Annotated in this window: 13 protein-coding genes and 1 pseudogene; 3 read left to right on the top strand and 11 right to left on the bottom strand. The window is 69.5% G+C overall.

The features are described 5' to 3' along the window. Positions 1-52: 52 nt before the first annotated feature. From ACH4YP_RS14865 to ACH4YP_RS14875, 3 genes and pseudogenes are all read right to left on the bottom strand, one after another. Positions 53-682 (bottom strand): hypothetical protein, encoded by a 630-nt coding sequence (locus tag ACH4YP_RS14865; RefSeq protein WP_398490787.1) that lies wholly within the window; start codon positions 680-682, stop codon positions 53-55. A 68-nt stretch (positions 683-750) separates the two neighbouring features. Next, positions 751-1,452 (bottom strand): ribonuclease HII, encoded by a 702-nt coding sequence (locus ACH4YP_RS14870; protein WP_361055434.1) that lies wholly within the window; start codon positions 1,450-1,452, stop codon positions 751-753. A 93-nt stretch (positions 1,453-1,545) separates the two neighbouring features. Next, positions 1,546-2,172: pseudogene (locus ACH4YP_RS14875) on the bottom strand (TetR/AcrR family transcriptional regulator). Between the two features lie 199 nt (positions 2,173-2,371). On the opposite strand from ACH4YP_RS14875, the gene ACH4YP_RS14880 reads away from it, so the two are divergent. Continuing rightward, positions 2,372-3,919 (top strand): MFS transporter, encoded by a 1,548-nt coding sequence (locus ACH4YP_RS14880; protein ID WP_398490788.1) that lies wholly within the window; start codon positions 2,372-2,374, stop codon positions 3,917-3,919. Between the two features lie 161 nt (positions 3,920-4,080). Here the strand turns inward: ACH4YP_RS14880 and ACH4YP_RS14885 are convergent, their stop codons facing one another. The 4 genes from ACH4YP_RS14885 to ACH4YP_RS14900 all read right to left on the bottom strand — a co-directional run bounded on the left by ACH4YP_RS14885 (position 4,081) and on the right by ACH4YP_RS14900 (position 8,481). After that, a complete protein-coding gene (locus ACH4YP_RS14885) occupies positions 4,081-5,538 on the bottom strand; it encodes a DUF4173 domain-containing protein (protein WP_361055478.1) in 1,458 nt (485 codons plus the stop codon). Positions 5,539-6,209: 671 nt separating this feature from the next. Then, positions 6,210-7,121: an ADP-ribosylglycohydrolase family protein gene (locus tag ACH4YP_RS14890; protein ID WP_361055440.1), complete on the bottom strand. Its 912-nt coding sequence runs from the start codon at positions 7,119-7,121 to the stop codon at positions 6,210-6,212. A gap of 12 nt (positions 7,122-7,133) precedes the next feature. Further along, complete coding sequence (locus ACH4YP_RS14895) at positions 7,134-7,793, bottom strand: histidine phosphatase family protein (RefSeq protein WP_361055443.1); 660 nt, start codon at positions 7,791-7,793, stop codon at positions 7,134-7,136. A gap of 82 nt (positions 7,794-7,875) precedes the next feature. Then, positions 7,876-8,481, bottom strand: a complete 606-nt coding sequence (locus ACH4YP_RS14900) for a YdbC family protein (protein WP_361055445.1) — start codon at positions 8,479-8,481, stop codon at positions 7,876-7,878. A 154-nt stretch (positions 8,482-8,635) separates the two neighbouring features. Here ACH4YP_RS14900 and ACH4YP_RS14905 point away from each other — a divergent pair, with 154 nt between their 5' ends. Then, complete coding sequence (locus ACH4YP_RS14905; RefSeq protein WP_398490789.1) at positions 8,636-9,169, top strand: TerD family protein; 534 nt, start codon at positions 8,636-8,638, stop codon at positions 9,167-9,169. An 86-nt stretch (positions 9,170-9,255) separates the two neighbouring features. Here the strand turns inward: ACH4YP_RS14905 and ACH4YP_RS14910 are convergent, their stop codons facing one another. Then, complete coding sequence (locus ACH4YP_RS14910; protein WP_398490790.1) at positions 9,256-12,150, bottom strand: vitamin B12-dependent ribonucleotide reductase; 2,895 nt, start codon at positions 12,148-12,150, stop codon at positions 9,256-9,258. 148 nt (positions 12,151-12,298) lie between these two features. Next, positions 12,299-12,850, bottom strand: a complete 552-nt coding sequence (nrdR, locus tag ACH4YP_RS14915; RefSeq protein ID WP_361055453.1) for a transcriptional regulator NrdR — start codon at positions 12,848-12,850, stop codon at positions 12,299-12,301. Between the two features lie 521 nt (positions 12,851-13,371). Here nrdR and lexA point away from each other — a divergent pair. Further along, positions 13,372-14,151 (top strand): transcriptional repressor LexA, encoded by a 780-nt coding sequence (gene lexA, locus ACH4YP_RS14920; RefSeq protein WP_398490791.1) that lies wholly within the window; start codon positions 13,372-13,374, stop codon positions 14,149-14,151. Positions 14,152-14,273: 122 nt separating this feature from the next. Here the strand turns inward: lexA and ACH4YP_RS14925 are convergent, their stop codons facing one another. Both ACH4YP_RS14925 and ACH4YP_RS14930 read right to left on the bottom strand, forming a co-directional pair. Beyond that, on the bottom strand, positions 14,274-16,262 hold the full coding sequence (locus ACH4YP_RS14925; protein WP_398490792.1) for an ATP-dependent DNA helicase: 1,989 nt from the start codon (positions 16,260-16,262) through the stop codon (positions 14,274-14,276). 64 nt (positions 16,263-16,326) lie between these two features. Then, on the bottom strand, positions 16,327-18,291 hold the full coding sequence (locus tag ACH4YP_RS14930) for an IucA/IucC family protein (protein ID WP_361055460.1): 1,965 nt from the start codon (positions 18,289-18,291) through the stop codon (positions 16,327-16,329). Between the last annotated feature and the right edge of the window lie 10 nt (positions 18,292-18,301).

Raw genomic sequence — 18,301 nt, forward strand, 5'->3', positions numbered from 1 at the left:
TGGGCCGCAGTGGCACTCCACCCCCCAGGTACCCCCAGAAGAACGGGGGTCCTCAGACCCCCGCGCCCAGCACCGAGTTGATCTGCTGCGGATCCCCGCAGACGATCAGCAGGGTGCCGGCTCGGCCGAGAGCCAGCGGCAGGGCGGTGGCGGCAGTGGCGTCGGGTCCGCCGTTGACGGCGACGACGACCACGGGCCGGGACGCGGCACGACCGAGGGCGGACGCGTCGGCGTAGAAGACGTCGTCTCCCGCGTCGTGCTGGGCCCAGTAGGCGGCCTCGCCGAACGAGAGCTCGTGCGCGGCCCACGGGTGCGGTTCGCCGGTGGTGATCACCAGGACCTCACCGGGGACGCGGCCCGAGTCGAGGAGCAGGTCGACCGCTTCCTCGGCCGCGTCCAGCGCGCCCTCGGCCGAGGCCGGGATCAGCTGGATCTGCGGAGTCGAGGGGGCGGTGGGGGCCGCCGGGGCGGATGGCCCCGGCTTGGCCACGGCCGTGTCGTGCGGCGCGCGTTGCACCGGCGGCACAGGCCGGACAGGACCCGGACGGCCGGGACGCGGCGGAGCCGCGGGACGGGGTCCGGGTACGGGACGGGGGGTCGGCGCGGTACGGCCTGCGGCCGGAGTGGCGCGGGGACCCTGGACACTCTCGTGAATCTGAGGCTCCTCGGGAATGAGAGGCATGAGCTGATTTTTATCAAACGCCGGTGCGAGTCGCGTCGGCGGGTGGCACATGAGTGCGAGTGGAATCGTCAGAAATCGAAGCCGAGCTGCCCTTCGATCTCCGGAACGTTTCCATCCGCCCAACTGCGGGCCTTCTTGAGATGCCGCCACTGGGGCAGCGCATCAAGATACGCCCACGTCATCCGGTGGTACGGGGTGGGGCCCCGCATCTCCAGCGCGGCTTTGTGCACCGGTGACGGATACCCGGCGTTGGCCGCAAAACCGAAGTCTGCATGGTCGATACCCAGTTCGGCCATCATTTTGTCGCGCTGGACCTTGGCGATCACCGAGGCCGCCGCGACAGCGACGCAGGACTGGTCGCCCTTGATCACCGTACGGACCCGCCAGGGGTCCCCGAGGTAGTCGTGCTTCCCGTCGAGGATGACTGCGTCGGGGCGCACCGGCAGGGCTTCGAGAGCACGGCCGGCGGCAAGTCGCAGCGCGGCCGTCATCCCCATGTCGTCGATCTCCTCCGGAGAGGCGTGCCCGAGGGCGTACGACGTCACCCACTTCGCCAGTATCTCGGCGAGCGCGGTGCGCCTCTTGACGGTCAGGAGCTTGGAGTCGGTGAGGCCTTCGGGCGGATGGCGCAGGCCCGTGACCGCCGCGCAGACGGTGACCGGGCCGGCCCAAGCGCCGCGCCCCACCTCGTCGACACCGGCAATGACCTTCGCTCCGGTCGTGGCGCGCAGGGAGCGCTCGACAGTGTGGGTTGGTGGTTCGTACGGCATGGCGCCCTCAGCCTACGCCGCCCGGAACCCCACGCGACACCCAGGCTTCCCCAGTCGGCCTCGGCGCTCCGGCCTCACCGTCGCGGAGACCGCTCACGCACCCGTCGGCCGCAGCAGCGGGACCATCAGCCGGTCGATCGCCTCCTCGATGTCCCGCTCGTTCCATTCACTCGCGCACACCTTGGACCGATTCATCATCATCGCCGGAATGGCGTCGAAGACATAGGAGTTCGCCGCGTCGGGCCGTATCTCTCCCCGCTGGATTCCACGGTCGACGACCTAACCGAACAGCCGGAAGGTCGGCTCCACGACACCTCCGAAGATCACAGCCTGGAAGCACTGAGCCCGTGACGCGTCACATTCGTGAATCACGGAGCGCATCGCGAATCCGGGGCGCGAGAACATCGCCTCGCGTGCCCGCCGGCACAGCTCCGGCAGGCCTTCCCGCACACTTCCCATTTCGGGTACGTCGTCGAAAGACGGCAGCCCCGCCCGGAGTGCGTCCGCGACCAGGTCCTCCTTACGACGGCCAGCGGCGGTGGACCGCGGCCTTGCCGGTCTGGGCGCCGGCGGCGACACCCTCCATCGTGAGTCCGTTCCAGCCGACCTTGCCGAGCTGATCTTGCGCGGCTTCGAGGATCGCACGTTCGAGTACGTCACCACGGCGGCGCGGGGGGAGGCCGCCTGAGCGAAGGCGGCCGTCCAACTCGAAGTAACCATGAGCGTGTCTCCGTCTGAGCGGGCAGACGGCACGCACGCGCGTACAGACGTGCCGTGCGGACCGGGGGTCCCCACGGGGTCAAGTGAGGCAAAGCGGCAGCGACTTCAGCGAACGCTTGCGCTCACTGTCGGGGACTCACTACCGTTTGACGCGGCAGCGAACGCGAGCGTTCACTAACGCCATCGGGGGGACTGGATAGTGACAACCTCTCCGCTGACACAGGAACCAAAGCCGGGAGCGGCCCGCCGGGAGGGGCATCCCGGCATCGCGCTCACCGTCATCGCGGCCTGCCAACTCATGGTGGTACTCGACACGACGATTGTGAACATCGCCCTCCCGCACATTCAAAACGCGCTCAAGTTCTCCACCACCGACCTCACCTGGGTCATCAGCGCGTACACGCTCACCTTCGGCGGTCTGCTGCTGCTCGGCGGCCGGGCCGGTGACATCCTCGGCCGTCGCCGGGTCTTCATGACCGGCATCCTGCTCTTCACACTCGCCTCACTGCTCGGCGGATTCGCCCAGGAACCCTGGCAGTTGCTGGCCGCACGCGCCCTCCAGGGCGTCGGTGGCGCGATCGCGTCACCCACCTCGCTCGCACTGATCACCACGACGTTCCCCGAAGGGCCCGCGCGCAACAGGGCGTTCGGAGTCTTCGCCGCGGTCTCGGCCGGTGGCGGCGCGATCGGCCTGCTGGCCGGCGGCATGCTCACCGAGTGGCTCGACTGGCGCTGGGTGCTCTTCGTCAACGTACCCATCGGTGTACTGATCGCCGTGCTCGCGCCGCTCTACATCAGCGAGTCCGAACGGCATCCTGGGCGCTTCGACATCGCGGGTGCGCTGACCTCCACGGCCGGCATGGCGTCGCTCGTCTACGGCTTCATCCGGGCCGCGGAAGAGGGCTGGCGGGACAGTCTCACCATCGGCTCCTTCGGTGCGGCGGTGGTTCTACTGGCCGCCTTCGCGCTGATCGAGTCCCGTGCGAAGGAACCGATCACACCGCTGCGGATGTTCGCCGATCGCAACCGCTCCGGTACGTACGTGATCATGCTGAGCCTGGCCGCGGCGATGTTCGGCATGTTCTTCTTCATCGTTCTCTTCGTGCAGAACGTGTTGAGTTACACGCCGATCGAGGCGGGCCTGGCCTTCCTCCCCGTGACGGTCGCGATCGCCGTCGGCGCGGGTCTGTCGCAGAAGTTCCTGCCGGTGCTCGGCCCGAAGCCGTTCATGATGGTCGGCTCGGCCCTCGTCGCACTCGGGCTCGGCTGGATGACCTTCATGGACACCGGGAGTACGTACGTCGGCGGGGTGCTCGGTCCGATGCTGCTGTTCGCCTTCGGCATGGGTCTGAACTTCGTGACGCTGACCCTGACCGCGGTCTCGGGGGTCGCCGTGCACGAGGCGGGCGCGGCGTCCGGCCTGCTCAACGCCACGCAGCAGGTGGGGGGTTCGCTCGGCCTCTCCATCCTGACCACGGTCTTCGGCACGGCCAGCCGTGCCGAGGCGGAGAAGCAGGTCACCGACTTCATGGCCACCGCCTCGGCCGAACAGAAGGCGGAGTTCGCCAAGACCCACCAGCTGCCCGCTCCCTGGAGCCACGAGGTGCTGTCACAGGGGATCTCCACGGCCTTCATCCCGGCCGTCGCGATGGCGGTGCTGGCCCTGGCCGTCGCCGCGTTGGTGATCCGGGTCCGCAAGAGCGACCTCGACGCCCTGGCGGGCACGGCAGGACCCGGCGCGGGCTGAACGACACGACGAGGCCGGGCCGCCGTACTGGGACGGCGGCCCGGCCTCGTCGCTCGTACGGAGCAGAGACCGACGGATCAGAGACCGTACGTCCCTGTTCGTACGAGTCCGGCGACGACGGATTCCTCTCAGGGGCGTACGCGGTCCGTGCGCGCCCCGCCTCAGCGGTACGCCAGCTCGGTGCCCAGTTGGTTGCACACGTTCCAGTCGGCGTCGGGGGACAGCGGCCGTCCGTCGAGGATGTCCCGGGCACGCGCCTCGCCCAGGCTCGTGGCGTACCAGGACTTGTCGGCCCCCGCCAGGTCCTGCGCGATGGACTGCAGGGCACAGGAACGCAGCGGCTCGTCAAGTTTGTCCAGATCCGGGGCGGCGTCGGCGGACAACCCGCGCGCGTAGTCGAGGTCGAACGAGCCCTTCGCCTCGTACCGCTGGACGTTGCGCTCGGCGATCAGAGCGTCCGGCGACATCAGCCCGAAGGCGAGCACTCCCGCGGCGGCGCTCGCCAGGACCGCACGCGGCAGCCAGCGGGCGCCCCAGACACCGGCCGCCATGATGAGCACGATGACCAGGCCGAGCCAGAGTTCCACGGTCACCACGGAGATCCGCAGTCGCGTCAGCCCGTACGCCGCCACGTACATGTCCATACGCCGCACCGCCGATGCCACGACAACCAGCGCGAGGACGCACAGCGTTCCGAGAACGGCACGCACCAGGGTCCAGTCGCCGGAGCTGTCACGCGGGGCCCAGCGCAGGGCGAAGACGATGACGAGCAACGTGAGGAGCGTGACCAGCAGCAGTTGCCAGAAGCCCTGGCGCGCGTACTCGGCGTAGGTCTGGCCCGTCTTCTCCAGCACGGCGTCGTAGCCGCCGAACAGGACGGCGAGCTGGACCGCGTTGAAGACCGCGAAGAGCGCGGCGAGCACGATCAGGGGCAGCGCCCACTCGGCGCGTCCGCGAGCGCGGCCCGCCGGGACCTCGACGCGGTCCCACTGAACGGGTGCGGCGGCCGTGTGCGCCACCACCAGAGCCCCGACCACGCCGATGACGAACAGGACGACGTGCCAGGGCCCTCCCGAGACCGACGCGTCGGGCACAAGACCGCCGAGGAGGTCCGCGAAGGCGGCGTCCGCCCCGGCGAAGAGCGCGCCGAAGACCACCAGCAGGACCGCGGCGACGGCGAGCGCGCGCACCATCGGGCCCATGTTGCCCCGGGCCCCGCCGGACCGCTCCCGCAGGCCGCTCCAGCCCCAGAGGGGACCGGTGACCAGCGAGGTGTAGAGACCGATCGGGCCGAACAGCACCCCCGTCCAGGTGCGACCGCCGTGCAGGGCGAGCGAGCCCGCCGCCACGGCGGCCACGACGGCGAGGAACGACGGCCAGTCGGCGTCGCGAAGCGCGGGCACGCTCAGCAGGGCAAGGCCTCCCACGCCCCACACCAGCGTCCAGCGGTGCGGTCGCCGGCCCGCTGCCTGAGCCGCGTAGTACGCGCCGAGCGCGGCCGGTATCGCCACCAGCAGGAGGTTGAGGGCCAGGCCGTCGCCGAGCAGGACCATGCTGAGCACGCCGGTGGCGAGGGCGGCCCAGAGCGAGGCGTCGCGGATGGGGGCCGGGGGCTCCACCTGGACGCCGGCGAACCAGGACTCGACGACGGGGCCGTCCCACTCTTCGTCCTCGTCGAGACCCTGTGTGTCGACGTCCCGCGTGTCGACATCACGTTTCGCGGAATCGGTCCCACTTGCGGCGGTCCTGCGCGAACCGGACCCGGCCGAAACGGTCCCGCCCGAACCGGACCCGTCGGAGTCACCCCGCGCGGAGTCGCCCTTCGAGAGCGCGTCACCCGTGCGGGCCGCAGGCACCTCGTCCCTGGGCGCCTCCGGCACCTCGGGCTCCCCGGTGTCGTTACCCGGCTTCACCCCTGAATCCTTCGAGGCCGACCCTCTCGGCTCGGCCTCGGACGGCGTGTCGGACACGGGACCCCCTCCCCGACCGGTCCGGACAGCGCGGCTCGTGGCCGCCGCGGAAGCCCAGGGACCGGTGTCTCGTCGGCGCGCGCCCGTGATGATCAACGAGCGGCGTGGCGGAAAGGCTAACCGTGGGACACGCAGGGCAGCCGGTCACCGGCTCTCTGTGGCAGGGCTGTGACAGTGGCAGACGCTTGGGACGGGAGGAAACGGGCAGGCACGGCCCCCTCGCCGACAGCCGAACGCAAGCCCTGACCCCGCGACCCTCATCCACAGCTTCGCCGACGACGCGCACCGCCGGCCTTGACCCACAACTCTCGCCGCCGGCCTCAACCCGCAGCTTTCTCCGACAACCACTCCGGAAGCGCCTCGGTCCGCTCCACCCACTGCGCGGGCGGCGTCCCGTTCCTCCCCGCGGCCACGACGCCTCCGACGATGGCGCAGGTCGTGTCCATGTCGCCGCCGACCTGGGCGGTCGCCCAGAAGCCCTCTTCGTAGTCGCCGAGAGCCCGCGCCGCCGACCACAGGGCGAACGGCACGGTGTCGTGCGCGGTCGTACGCCGCCCGCAGCCGAGGACCGCGGCGACGGTCGTCGTGTCTCCGTAGTCGAGCATGTCCCGGGCACGCCGCAGACCCGCTTCCACCGCACTGCGCGGCACCAGGGCGATGACGCCGTCGAGCAGCGCCCCGGGGCTCGGCGGGCCGCCCGGGGCGGCGGCCAGCGCGGCAGCAGCGGCCACGGCCATGGCGCCGACCACGGCTTCGCGGTGCTGGTGCGTGGGGTAGGCCGAGATCTCGGCCTGGTGTGTGGCCTGCTCCGGATCGTCCGCGTACCAGGCGCCCAGGGGGGCGATCCGCATCGCCGCGCCGTTCCCCCACGAACCCTGTCCCTTGAAGAGGGCCGAGGCCAGCTCGCGCCAGTCGCCGCCCTCCCGGACCTGCCGCAGCAGCCGGTTGACCGCGGGGCCGTAGCCGCGGTCGAAGTCGTGGTGCTCAGCGAAGGAGCGGGCCAGCGCGTCCTGGTCGATGCGGCGGTGGACGGCCAGAGTGGCCACTACGGAGGAGGCCATTTCCGTGTCGTCGGTCCACTGCCAGGAGCCGGGTGGCAGCCCGCGGTGCTTGAGCAGCGGATAGTTCACGGGCACGAAGAACTGCGAGCCCAGCGCGTCCCCGACGGCGAGTCCGCGCAGGCTGGCCAGGGCGCGGTCCAGGCGCCCGTCGGGTGAGGAGTCAGCGGTCATCGCCCTGCCACTCTATCCGGTGACTCCGTACGGTTCCGGATCACGCCAGCGTTCGAAAGGACGGTCAAGGGTGTACCTGCCGTCCTCCCCGAGAACGAGCATGCGCACCTCCGCGTTCCCCGGGTTCGACAGCGACTCGAACTCCGCGACCGTCCAGTGGAACCAGCGCATGCAGAACAGCCGCATGGCGAGGCCATGGGTCACGAGGAGCACGTTCGGCGGGTGATCCGGGGCTTCGAAGCTCCGGAAGAGGCTCTCCAGGAAGCCGCCGACCCGGTCGTACACATCGGCACCGGACTCGCCCTGAGCGAAGCGGTAGAAGAAGTGCCCGTACGCGTCGCGATACGCCTTCTGCAGCCGTACGTCGTCCCGGTCCTGCCAGTTTCCCCAGTCCTGTTCACGCAGCCGGGGTTCCTCCCGTACGCGTACCTGTCCGGGGTCGAGGTGGAAGGCCCGGAAGGTCTCGTGCGTGCGGCGGTACGGGGAGACGTAAACGCTTACGCGCTCGTCGCCGAGGACCTCTCGGATCCGCGTGCCCGTCTCCTCCGCCTGCCGCCACCCCTTCTCGGTGAGCGCCAGGGCGTGGTCGGGTTCGCGTTCGTACACCGAGTCATCGGCATTGCCCACCGACTCGCCGTGCCGGACAAGGACGATGCGCCGTGGACGTGCCATACCGAGACCCTAGATCGAGTAGCGCCCGATCGAGCACTCGTACGGGCTCGATACGGCACAGGTCACACGAATCGCGCGCGTCTCAGACCGTCCAGGACGGTTCCAACTGGACGATGTCGCCCGTGAGCGCCGCGACGTCCGCCTCCAGCTGGGCCCGCAGGGCGAGCCGCTCCACACGCTCGGCCCGGTATTTGCCGTGCTCGGCGGCCGACTGCCACATGGACAGGACCATGAACTCGTGGCCGGGCGCCTCGCCGAAGAGGCCCCTCACCATGCCGGGCGAGCCGGCCATCGCCGGATTCCACACCTTCTCCTGCATCAGCGCGAAGTGCTCGGCGCGCTCCTCGTGGACGCGACAGTGCGCCACCCGCACCAGATCGGCCTCCGTGAAGCGCGGCTCGAAGCCGGTCTTCACGTCGAAGCGGTGATCGAAGAGTTTGCTCTGCGCGTCCTTGAAGGTGCCGGACTGGGCTGCGGCCAGCCGGTCATGGGAGCGCGCCATGAAGGAGTCGTAGAAGGCACGGCTCTCCCAGAAGGCGAAGATGTGGGCCACTCCGGGCCTTCCCCGGCTCCAGCCCCCGCCCTGCCCCCGGAAACCCGGCTCCCCCAGAAGTCCCGCCCATTTCCGCTGCCCCCGTTCAAAACCGCGGCGGTCCACCACGGTGCAGCGAATCCACTTGACCAGCACCGCGCCATCGTACGGCCCAGGAACGTGGCGTCGGTCACGCTCGGGCCGACTGTGGCCGCCCGTGCGCCCCCATGCGCGTGGCACGATGGGCAACACGCCTCACCTGCCGGGCAGTTGAGGCGCCCAACGCCAGGGGACCACGAGGGGAGAACCGGTGAACGGCCTCAACAAGGGCATCAACAAGGTCGAGATCTCGGTGAAATGGGATCCCAGTCCCGCCGGCGAACCGGCCACCGATCTCGACATCGTCGCCGCCACCTACCTCGCGACCGACACGTACAAAAACCCCGACTACGTAGTGCACTTCGACAGCCGCTCGCCCGACGGCACGATCTATCTCAACCGGGACAGCAAGGACGGCAAGGGCTTCGGCTGGGACGAGGTGATGACCCTGGAGCTCACCCGCCTCGACAAGCGGTACGCGCGCGTGGTCGTCGGCGTCGCCATCCAGCAGCGCTCCGGACGGTCGACCTTCGTCGGCGTGCACAACCCGGGCCTGCGGATCCGCGAGGGCTACAACGTCCTGGCCGAGGGCGATTTCGGCAGCGTCCTGGGCTCGACGGCCACGACGGTCGCGGACTTCGTACGCGACGACTCCGGAGAGTGGACTTTCCAGTCGGACATCCGCGGCTTCGACGCCGACCCGGCGACCTTCGCCAGGATCATGGGCAACCCCGAGGAGTCCTGACCCGACGCACTCACGCACGCCGAAGGGGCGGTACGGCCGGTGGCCGTACCGCCCCTCACGGTTTGTGGATCAACTGCGGGTGCGGATCAGCTGCAGCCGCTGGTCGAGCCGCAGCCCTCGCAGATGTAGCAGGAGCCGGCCCGCTGCATCTTCGTGCCGCAGGAGAAGCACAGGGGGGCGTCCGCCTGGATGCCCAGCTGCATCTCCACCAGTTCGGCGCTGGTGTGGGCCTGCTGCGGGGCGGGCTTGACCGCCTCGACCACGGCCTTCGGCGCGGCGACGGCCTTCAGTTCCTGCGCGCGGGGCGCGGACTGGGCGAGACCCTCGACGTCCAGCTCGTCGTCGGTCGGCTCGTACGAGCCCGTCTCCAGGTGGCGCTGACGCTCGTCGGCGGAGTGGATGCCGAGCGCGGAGCGCGTCTCGAAGGGCAGGAAGTCGAGCGCCAGGCGGCGGAAGATGTAGTCGACGATCGACTGCGCCATCCGCACGTCCGGGTCGTCCGTCATGCCGGCCGGCTCGAAGCGCATGTTGGTGAACTTCGAGACGTACGTCTCCAGGGGCACGCCGTACTGCAGGCCTACGGAGACGGCGATCGAGAAGGCGTCCATCATGCCCGCGAGGGTGGAGCCCTGCTTGGACATCTTCAGGAAGACCTCGCCGAGACCGTCGTCCGGGTAGGAGTTGGCGGTCATGTAGCCCTCGGCGCCGCCCACCGTGAAGGAGGTGGTGATGCCGGGACGGCCCTTGGGGAGGCGCTTGCGGACCGGGCGGTACTCGACGACCTTCTCGACCGCGGTACGGATGGTCTCCTCGGCCTTGGCGGTGACCTCGACCTTCTCCTTCTCCTTGGTCTTCGCGGAGAGGGGCTGGCCGACCTTGCAGTTGTCGCGGTAGATCGCGAGCGCCTTGACGCCCATCTTCCACGCCTCGAAGTAGACCTCTTCGACGTCCTCGACGGTCGCCGTCTCCGGCAGGTTGACCGTCTTGGAGAGCGCGCCGGAGATCCACGGCTGGATCGCGGCCATCATGCGGACGTGGCCCATCGCGGAGATGGAGCGCTCGCCCATGGCGCAGTCGAAGACCTCGTAGTGCTCGTGCTTGAGCCCCGGGGCGTCGACGACATTGCCGTGATCGGCGATGTGGGCGACGATCGCCTCGATCTGCTCCTCCTGGTAACCCAGGCGGCGCAGGGCCTGCGGGACGGTGCCGTTGACGATCTGCATCGACCCGCCGCCGACCAGCTTCTTGAACTTGACCAGCGCGAGGTCGGGCTCAAGGCCGGTGGTGTCGCAGGACATCGCGAGACCGATGGTGCCGGTCGGGGCGATGACCGAGGCCTGCGCGTTGCGGAAGCCGTTCTTCTCGCCGAGGCGCAGCACGTCCTGCCAGGCCTCCGTGGCGGCGGCCCAGACCGGCGAGTCCAGGTCGTCCACGCGGACCGCCACGGCGTTGGCGTCGGAGTGCTGCTTCATGACGCGCTGGTGCGGCTGGGCGTTGCGGGCGTAGCCGTCGTACGGGCCGACGACCGAGGCGAGTTCGGCGGAGCGCTTGTACGAGGTTCCGGTCATGAGCGAGGTGATGGCACCGGCGAGGGAGCGGCCGCCGTCGGAGTCGTACGCGTGGCCGGTCGCCATCAGGAGGGCGCCGAGGTTGGCGTAGCCGATGCCCAACTGGCGGAAGGCGCGGGTGTTCTCGCCGATCTTCTGCGTCGGGAAGTCCGCGAAGCAGATGGAGATGTCCATCGCGGTGATGACCAGCTCGACGACCTGCGAGAAGCGCTCGACCTCGAAGGACTGGTGGCCGAGGCCGTCGTCCTTCAGGAACTTCATCAGGTTCAGCGAGGCGAGGTTGCAGGACGTGTTGTCCAGGTGCATGTACTCGCTGCACGGGTTCGAGCCGTTGATCCGGCCGGATTCCGGGCATGTGTGCCAGGCGTTGATGGTGTCGTCGTACTGGATGCCGGGATCGGCACAGGCCCAGGCCGCCTCGGCCATCTTGCGGAAGAGCTCCTTGGCGTCGACCTCCTCGATGACCTCGCCGGTCATGCGGGCGCGCAGGCCGAACTTGTCGCCGTTCTCCACGGCCTTCATGAACTCGTCGTTCACGCGGACCGAGTTGTTGGCGTTCTGGTACTGGACGGACGTGATGTCGTCGCCGCCCAGGTCCATGTCGAAGCCCGCGTCGCGAAGGGCGCGGATCTTCTCCTCTTCCTTCACCTTGGTCTCGATGAAGCCCTCGATGTCGGGGTGGTCGACGTCGAGGATGACCATCTTGGCCGCGCGGCGGGTGGCGCCGCCCGACTTGATCGTTCCCGCGGAGGCGTCGGCACCGCGCATGAAGGAGACGGGACCCGAGGCGTTGCCGCCCGAGGAGAGCAGTTCCTTGGAGGAGCGGATCCGGGAGAGGTTCAGGCCGGCGCCGGAGCCGCCCTTGAAGATCATGCCCTCTTCCTTGTACCAGTCGAGGATCGACTCCATGGAGTCGTCGACGGCCAGGATGAAGCAGGCGGAGACCTGCTGGGGCTGGGGCGTACCGACGTTGAACCACACCGGGCTGTTGAAGCTGAAGATCTGGTGCAGGAGGGCGTAGGCCAGCTCGTGCTCGAAGATCTCGGCGTCGGCGGGCGAGGCGAAGTACTTGTTGTCCTCGCCGGCCTTCCGGTACGTCTTCACGATGCGGTCGATGAGCTGCTTGAGGCTCACCTCGCGCTGCGGGGTGCCCACAGCGCCGCGGAAGTACTTACTGGTGACGATGTTGACCGCGTTCACCGCCCACTCGGCGGGGAACTCGACGCCACGCTGCTCGAAATTGACCGAGCCGTCGCGCCAGTTGGTCATGACGACGTCACGGCTCGCCCACTCGACCTCGTCGTACGGGTGCACGCCCGGAGTCGTGTGGATCCGCTCGATGCGCAGTCCCTTGTTCGCCTTCGTCCCCTTGGCTCGGGAACTCCGCGCCGGACCGCTCGCCGTCTCTGTCATGCCGCCTCCCTGTATCGGGCTAAAACGCCCAGAAGTGCCTCGTTCTTCCCGTGGCACGGTGTGTGTCTGAATGCCACGAGCCACGCGTACGCGTCCGCTCGCAACAGGTCTGTGGTCGCCGCCGTCCGGGCCGGTCCGGCCCCTCTCGTCAGTCGGCGGCGCTGGCGGGCACGGGGACTTCGACAGTCTCTCCGGACCCGCGGTCGATTCCCTGGCACTCCTCGCCCGCGTCTTCGTCGGCCGCGGCGGGGCGCTGCGTCTCTTCCCTGAGTTCAGTGATGGCGGCCTCGAAGTCCTCCAGCGAGTCGAACGCCCGGTACACGGACGCGAAGCGCAGATAGGCGACGAGGTCGAGCTCCTGCAAGGGGCCGAGTATGGCCAGTCCCACGTCGTGGGTGGTCAGTTCGGCGCTTCCGGTGGCCCGCACCGCCTCCTCGACCCGCTGGCCGAGCTGAGCGAGCGCGTCCTCCGTGACAGGCCTTCCCTGGCACGCCTTGCGCACGCCGTTGATGACCTTGGTACGACTGAAGGGCTCGGTGACTCCGGACCGCTTGACCACCATGAGCGAGCACGTCTCCACGGTCGTGAAACGACGGGAGCAGTCGGGACACTGGCGGCGCCTGCGGATCGACGTACCGTCGTCCGTCGTACGGCTGTCGACGACACGGCTGTCGGGGTGCCTGCAGAAGGGGCAGTGCATCTGACTCCAACCCTCCTTCACAAGCACGACTCAATAGCCTCGTCAGGGCCCTTGAGCCCCTCGAAGCAGACCCCAGCATAGGTGATGACCATGGGTCCGGAAGACCGGGGGACCACAACTTCTGGGCTGCTGTTGCAATCCAACCACTACATGTGGGGATTGGCTCGTAAATTCACACCCGGCGCGCGTGTCGCCCCCGTATTGGCATGTGCCGCATGGCCATACCCGTGAGAGGCGTACGGGGATACGGTGGGCGCCACAGGGACAGGGGGCCGGTTCCCGGCCGACGGGACACCTGGTGGCAGACTGACCCTCGCCCCACTCCGGCCCACAAGGCCATCGCCCCGGCGGTGAAGAGTACAGCAATGAGCGCTTTTGTCCGCCCGGTGCAGCGTTAGCCATACACCCAGACACATGATCACGGCAGGCCATCCACACTTTTTCACTCGAACGTGTGTTTGGCGCAACCTTTCGAAAGCAACTACCGTTGTCCAGCAGGGAGACGAACGAGAGGGGCCGACGTGACCACCACCGCAGACAGTGCCACCATCACTGCCCAGGACCGCTCCCAGGGCCGATTTGAGCCGGTGCATGCCATGAATGAAGTGAACCAGGAGGGGCCCAAGCCCACACGCTCCCTGCCGGGCCGACCTCCAGGTATCCGGGCGGACAGCTCCGGACTCACCGACCGGCAGCGCCGGGTCATCGAGGTCATCAGGGACTCCGTACAGCGGCGCGGATACCCGCCGTCGATGCGGGAGATCGGACAGGCCGTCGGCCTCTCCAGCACCTCATCGGTCGCACACCAGCTGATGGCACTGGAGCGCAAGGGCTTCCTGCGCCGCGACCCGCACCGACCGCGAGCATACGAGGTCCGCGGGTCCGACCAGTCCGCCGCGCAGCCCACCGACACGGCGGGCAAGCCGGCCGCGTCGTACGTCCCGCTGGTCGGCCGGATCGCCGCCGGTGGTCCGATCCTCGCCGAGGAATCGGTCGAGGACGTGTTCCCGCTGCCCCGGCAGCTGGTGGGCGACGGCGAGCTGTTCGTCCTGAAGGTCGTCGGAGACTCGATGATCGAGGCCGCGATCTGTGACGGAGACTGGGTGACGGTCCGCCGCCAGCCGGTCGCGGAGAACGGCGACATCGTGGCGGCCATGCTGGACGGCGAGGCCACGGTCAAGCGCTTCAAGCGCGAGGACGGCCACGTGTGGCTGCTCCCGCACAACTCCGCGTACCAGCCGATCCCCGGTGACGAGGCCACCATCCTCGGCAAGGTCGTGGCGGTGCTGCGGCGGATCTGAGGATCCGCCCCTGACCGGGCCCCGGGACCCCTGCGCCGGTTCCGGGGCCCTGTGCTGTCCGCACCTGCGCACGCACGTCAGTGGCCTGCCCCCGGTTTCGTCCGGGGGCAGGCCACTGACGTCTACGCCTCTTCTGTGTTCTGTTCCGCCTTCTTCGCCACCTCGTCGATGGCGGCCAGGGACCTTCGCACCTGGTTACGGTCCGTCGTGAGCCAGAAGTCGGGCAGTGACGCCTTCAGATAGCTGCCGTAGCGAGCCGTGGCGAGCCGCTGGTCCAGCACGGCGACCACACCGCGGTCCCCCGTCGCCCGTACGAGACGGCCGGCGCCCTGGGCCATCAGCAGGGCCGCGTGGGTGGCCGCGACGGCCATGAAGCCGTTGCCCCCGGCGTCCTCGACCGCCTTCTGGCGGGCGCTCATCAGCGGGTCGTCGGGGCGGGGGAAGGGAATCTTGTCCATGACGACCAGCTGGCAGCTGGCGCCCGGGACGTCCACTCCCTGCCAGAGCGAGAGCGTGCCGAAGAGGCAGGTCCTCGGGTCCGCCGCGAAGTTCTTGATCAGCTCTCCGAGCGTCTCCTCGCCCTGGAGCAGGATGGGGAACTCCGGGATGCGGGTGCGCAGTTCCTCCGCGGCGAGCTGGGCTGCCCGCATCGAGGAGAACAGGCCGAGCGTGCGGCCGCCGGCGGCCTGGATCAGCTCGGTGAGCTCGTCGAGCATGTCCCCGCGATCGCTGTCGCGCGCGGGCCGCGCCAGGTGCTTCGCGACGTACAGGATGCCCTGCTTGCCGTAGTCGAAGGGCGAACCGACGTCGATGCCCTTCCAGGCCGGGATGTCCTCACCCTCGACGCCTTCCGGGGCCAGGCCCATCGAGGCGCCCACGCCGTTGAAGTCGCCGCCGAGCTTGAGCGTGGCCGAGGCCAGGACGACGGAGCGGTCCGTGAAGAGCTTCTCGCGCAGCAGGCCCGACACGGACATCGGGGCGACCCGCAGGGAGGCGCCGAAGCGGTCGTGCCGCTCGTACCAGACGACGTCCCACTCGGAGCCGTTGGTGATCCGCTCCGCAACGTCGTGGACCGACTCCACGGAGGCGAGGGCCTGTTTGCGGACGGCGTCCTCGTCGGCGACGGACTTGTCGCGGGTCGCGCCGATCGCCGAGATGACCGTACGCGCGGCGTCCCGCAGGGCCATCAGCGCGTACCCGAGATCCTCGGGGACCTCCTCCAGGCGGCCGGGAAGGGCGAGCTCCATCAGACGCTCGAAGCCCTCAGCGGCTGTCTGGAGCTGGTCGGCCGCCTTCTCGTTCACGAGCCTCGCGACGCGGCGCACGGCGCGGTTGACCTGGCCCGGGGTGAGCTCGCCGGTCGCGACTCCGGTGACCCGGGAGACCAGCTCGTGCGCCTCGTCCACGATCAGTACCTCGTGCTGCGGGAGGACCGGGGCGCCTTCGATGGCGTCGATCGCGAGGAGGGCGTGGTTGGTGACGACGACGTCGGCGAGCTTGGCGCGCTCGCGGGCCATCTCGGCGAAGCACTCCGCCCCATAGGCACACTTCGAGGCGCCGAGGCATTCCCTGGAGGACACCGAGATCTGTGACCAGGCCCGGTCCGAGACACCGGGGGTGAGATCGTCGCGGTCGCCCGTCTCGGTCTCGTCCGCCCAGTCCCGCATCCGCAGCAGGTCCTGGCCCAGCTTGCTGGTGGGAGCGGCCGCCTCGAACTGGTCGAAGAGGCCCTCCTCCTCGTCCTGCGGGACGCCTTCATGGAGGCGGTGCAGGCACATGTAGTTCGACCGGCCCTTGAGCATCGCGAACTCGGGGCGGCGGCGCAGCAGCGGATGCAGCGCGTCCACCGTGCGCGGCAGGTCCCGCTCCACGAGCTGCCGCTGGAGCGCCAGGGTGGCCGTCGCCACGACGACGCGCTCTCCGTGCGCGAGCGCGGGCACGAGGTAGCCGAGGGACTTTCCGGTACCCGTGCCGGCCTGGACCAGCAGATGGGAGCCGTCGTCGATGGCCTGCTCGACGGCTTCGGCCATGGTCACCTGGCCAGGGCGCTCCGTGCCGCCGACGGCTGTGACGGCGGCATGCAGGAGTTCGGGGAGTGAGGGCTCTGTCATAGCCCGACCACCCTACGGGGCCGCACTGACAACCGGGCGATCAAGGCCGGGACGAGGGACCCGATCATGGCTGGTGCAGGGGGTTCGGAACGGTGCCGTGCACGGCGGCGTGCGGGCGCTGGGGGCGGTCACGGTAGCCGTCCAGATGCAGTCGGTTGCGGTTGAGGCACAGCCGCTCGATACGCGGAGTGAGCAGGTCGAACGTCTCGTATCGCTCCTTGAGCTCCGGGAAGAGCCTGTGGTGACGGAGGATCTCCGCCCGGACGAGCGACCAGAACTCGGCCTCGGGGACACTCAGTTGCGCCTCGCAGAGCGGGGCCAGGTAGCGGAAGACACCGACGAAGAGCCCGGAGTGGATGAACTGCGTGAGGAAGGCGGCAGGCTCCTTGAGCAGAACGGCCCGTACGTCGTCCGGCATGGAGGCGTGCTCGGGCAGCCGCTCGGCGCTGACGTTCACGTCGTCCACGAAGTCCTTCACCGCGAGTCGGACGGGTACGTCATGGTCGTCGAAGACAACGATCGCGTTCTCGCCGTGTGGGCTGAACACAGTGCCGTAGCGGTAGAGGAAGTGCAGCAGGGGCGGCAGCAGCGCCGCGAAGAGTCGGCGCAGCCAGATCCGAGGGGCCAGCCCCGAGCGCTCGACGAGTTCCGCCGTGAAGGCCCGGCCGTCGGGGTCGGTGTGCAGGAGAGCGGCCAGGGTGCGGGCGCGTTCGCCGGGCGCCAGATGGCGGCAGAGCGGCTCGCGCCAGATCGCGCCCAGCAACTCCTTGTACTGGTAAGGGACTTCCGGCAGTGCGTCGTACACGGGGTGCCCGACCGTGACGGACGCGACCTCGCCGAGGAGGATGACCCCGCAGGAGTCGCGCAGGAAGGGGTCCGCGTCGCGCAGGCCGTGCATCCAGGCGGTGACGGCGGGCGCCGCGAGAGTGCGCTCGGTCGGGAGGCCCCGCCACACCAGGGTGTTGAGCACGGACAGCGGCAGTTTGACGGTGTGCCGGTCCGGGCGCGAGGTGTTGAGGAAGGTACGGACCGACTGCTGGGGCAGACGTAAATCGGCGTCCGGGGGCAGCGGAACGATGGCGCCGACGGCGACAGACGGCGCGAAGAGCGGCAGCACGACGTCGTTCCACTGCCAGGGGTGCACGGGCAGGTAGAGATACGACTCCGGCGTGAGCCCACGCGCGCGTAGTGCGACGTCGTAGGACTCCCTGGTGGCGGGGTCGAGCTCGCGTGCGTACAGCTCGTCCGCGATCTCCAGGCCCGCGACGCCCCGGTATGTGGCCAGCGAGGTGTGGACCGCGATCCATGGCAGGGCCGTCCCTCTGCGGCCCTCGGGTGCCCAGTGGGCGGCGTCCGTGGCGGAGAAGCCGAGGCGCCCCTTGTTGAGGACGATCCAGGGGTGGCCCGTCTGATGGCCTTCCAGCTCGGCGTATCCGAGGTCGGCGAGCCGGGCGGCGGGCAGCGCGGTGTGGTCGAGGCGGGCGTCCGCCGCGAGTGTGGTGGTCAGTTCCCTGATGACGTGCCCGAGGGTGGCACCGTCGAGCCCGAGGGTGGCGCGGGCTCGGGTGAGGAAGTCGAGGGGGTCGCTGTAGGGGCGTGTGGGTTCTCGTCCCGCGGTCTCACTGGTCGCTCCGGCTGCCTCGGCCAAGGTGATCGAGGACGAATCGACCTGCCAGCTGTCGTACGCGCCGCGGCGGGCTCGGAAGGCGACGATGCCGCCGGCGTCGAGGCGGAGGGTGTACGAACGCTCGGCATCGGCATCGGCTCCTGCGGCGGGAGGCGAATCGTCTCCTCTGGGGTCCCGGGCTCCGACCGGTGCCGTGACCTCGGGAGGACAGGGCGCTGCCGCTGCCGCGCCGGGGCGTTTCCCGTCCGCCTCGGGTACCAGGATCTCCTCGTGCGCGAACTCCCCGATCATCTTGGCGAGCAGGCGGCGCCCCGCGCTTTCCCATCGTTCCGGGCTCAGTTCGGGCGGGTCGTAGAGCCACGACGGCTCTCCGGGAGTCGGGGCGGCGGACGGGTTCGGCACGGGGACTCCT

This window comes from Streptomyces sp. NPDC020747, assembly GCF_044334695.1.
Classification (GTDB): Bacteria; Actinomycetota; Actinomycetes; order Streptomycetales; family Streptomycetaceae; genus Streptomyces.

What these genes read in the sequence shown, in the direction of transcription:
- ACH4YP_RS14865 (WP_398490787.1), bottom strand. Translation starts at nt 682, where the DNA reads ATGCCTCTCATTCCCGAGGAGCCTCAGATTCACGAGAGTGTCCAGGGT.
- ACH4YP_RS14870 (WP_361055434.1), bottom strand. Translation starts at nt 1,452, where the DNA reads ATGCCGTACGAACCACCAACCCACACTGTCGAGCGCTCCCTGCGCGCC.
- ACH4YP_RS14890 (WP_361055440.1), bottom strand. Translation starts at nt 7,121, where the DNA reads ATGACCGCTGACTCCTCACCCGACGGGCGCCTGGACCGCGCCCTGGCC.
- ACH4YP_RS14895 (WP_361055443.1), bottom strand. Translation starts at nt 7,793, where the DNA reads ATGGCACGTCCACGGCGCATCGTCCTTGTCCGGCACGGCGAGTCGGTG.
- ACH4YP_RS14910 (WP_398490790.1), bottom strand. Translation starts at nt 12,150, where the DNA reads ATGACAGAGACGGCGAGCGGTCCGGCGCGGAGTTCCCGAGCCAAGGGG.
- nrdR (WP_361055453.1), bottom strand. Translation starts at nt 12,850, where the DNA reads ATGCACTGCCCCTTCTGCAGGCACCCCGACAGCCGTGTCGTCGACAGC.
- ACH4YP_RS14925 (WP_398490792.1), bottom strand. Translation starts at nt 16,262, where the DNA reads ATGACAGAGCCCTCACTCCCCGAACTCCTGCATGCCGCCGTCACAGCC.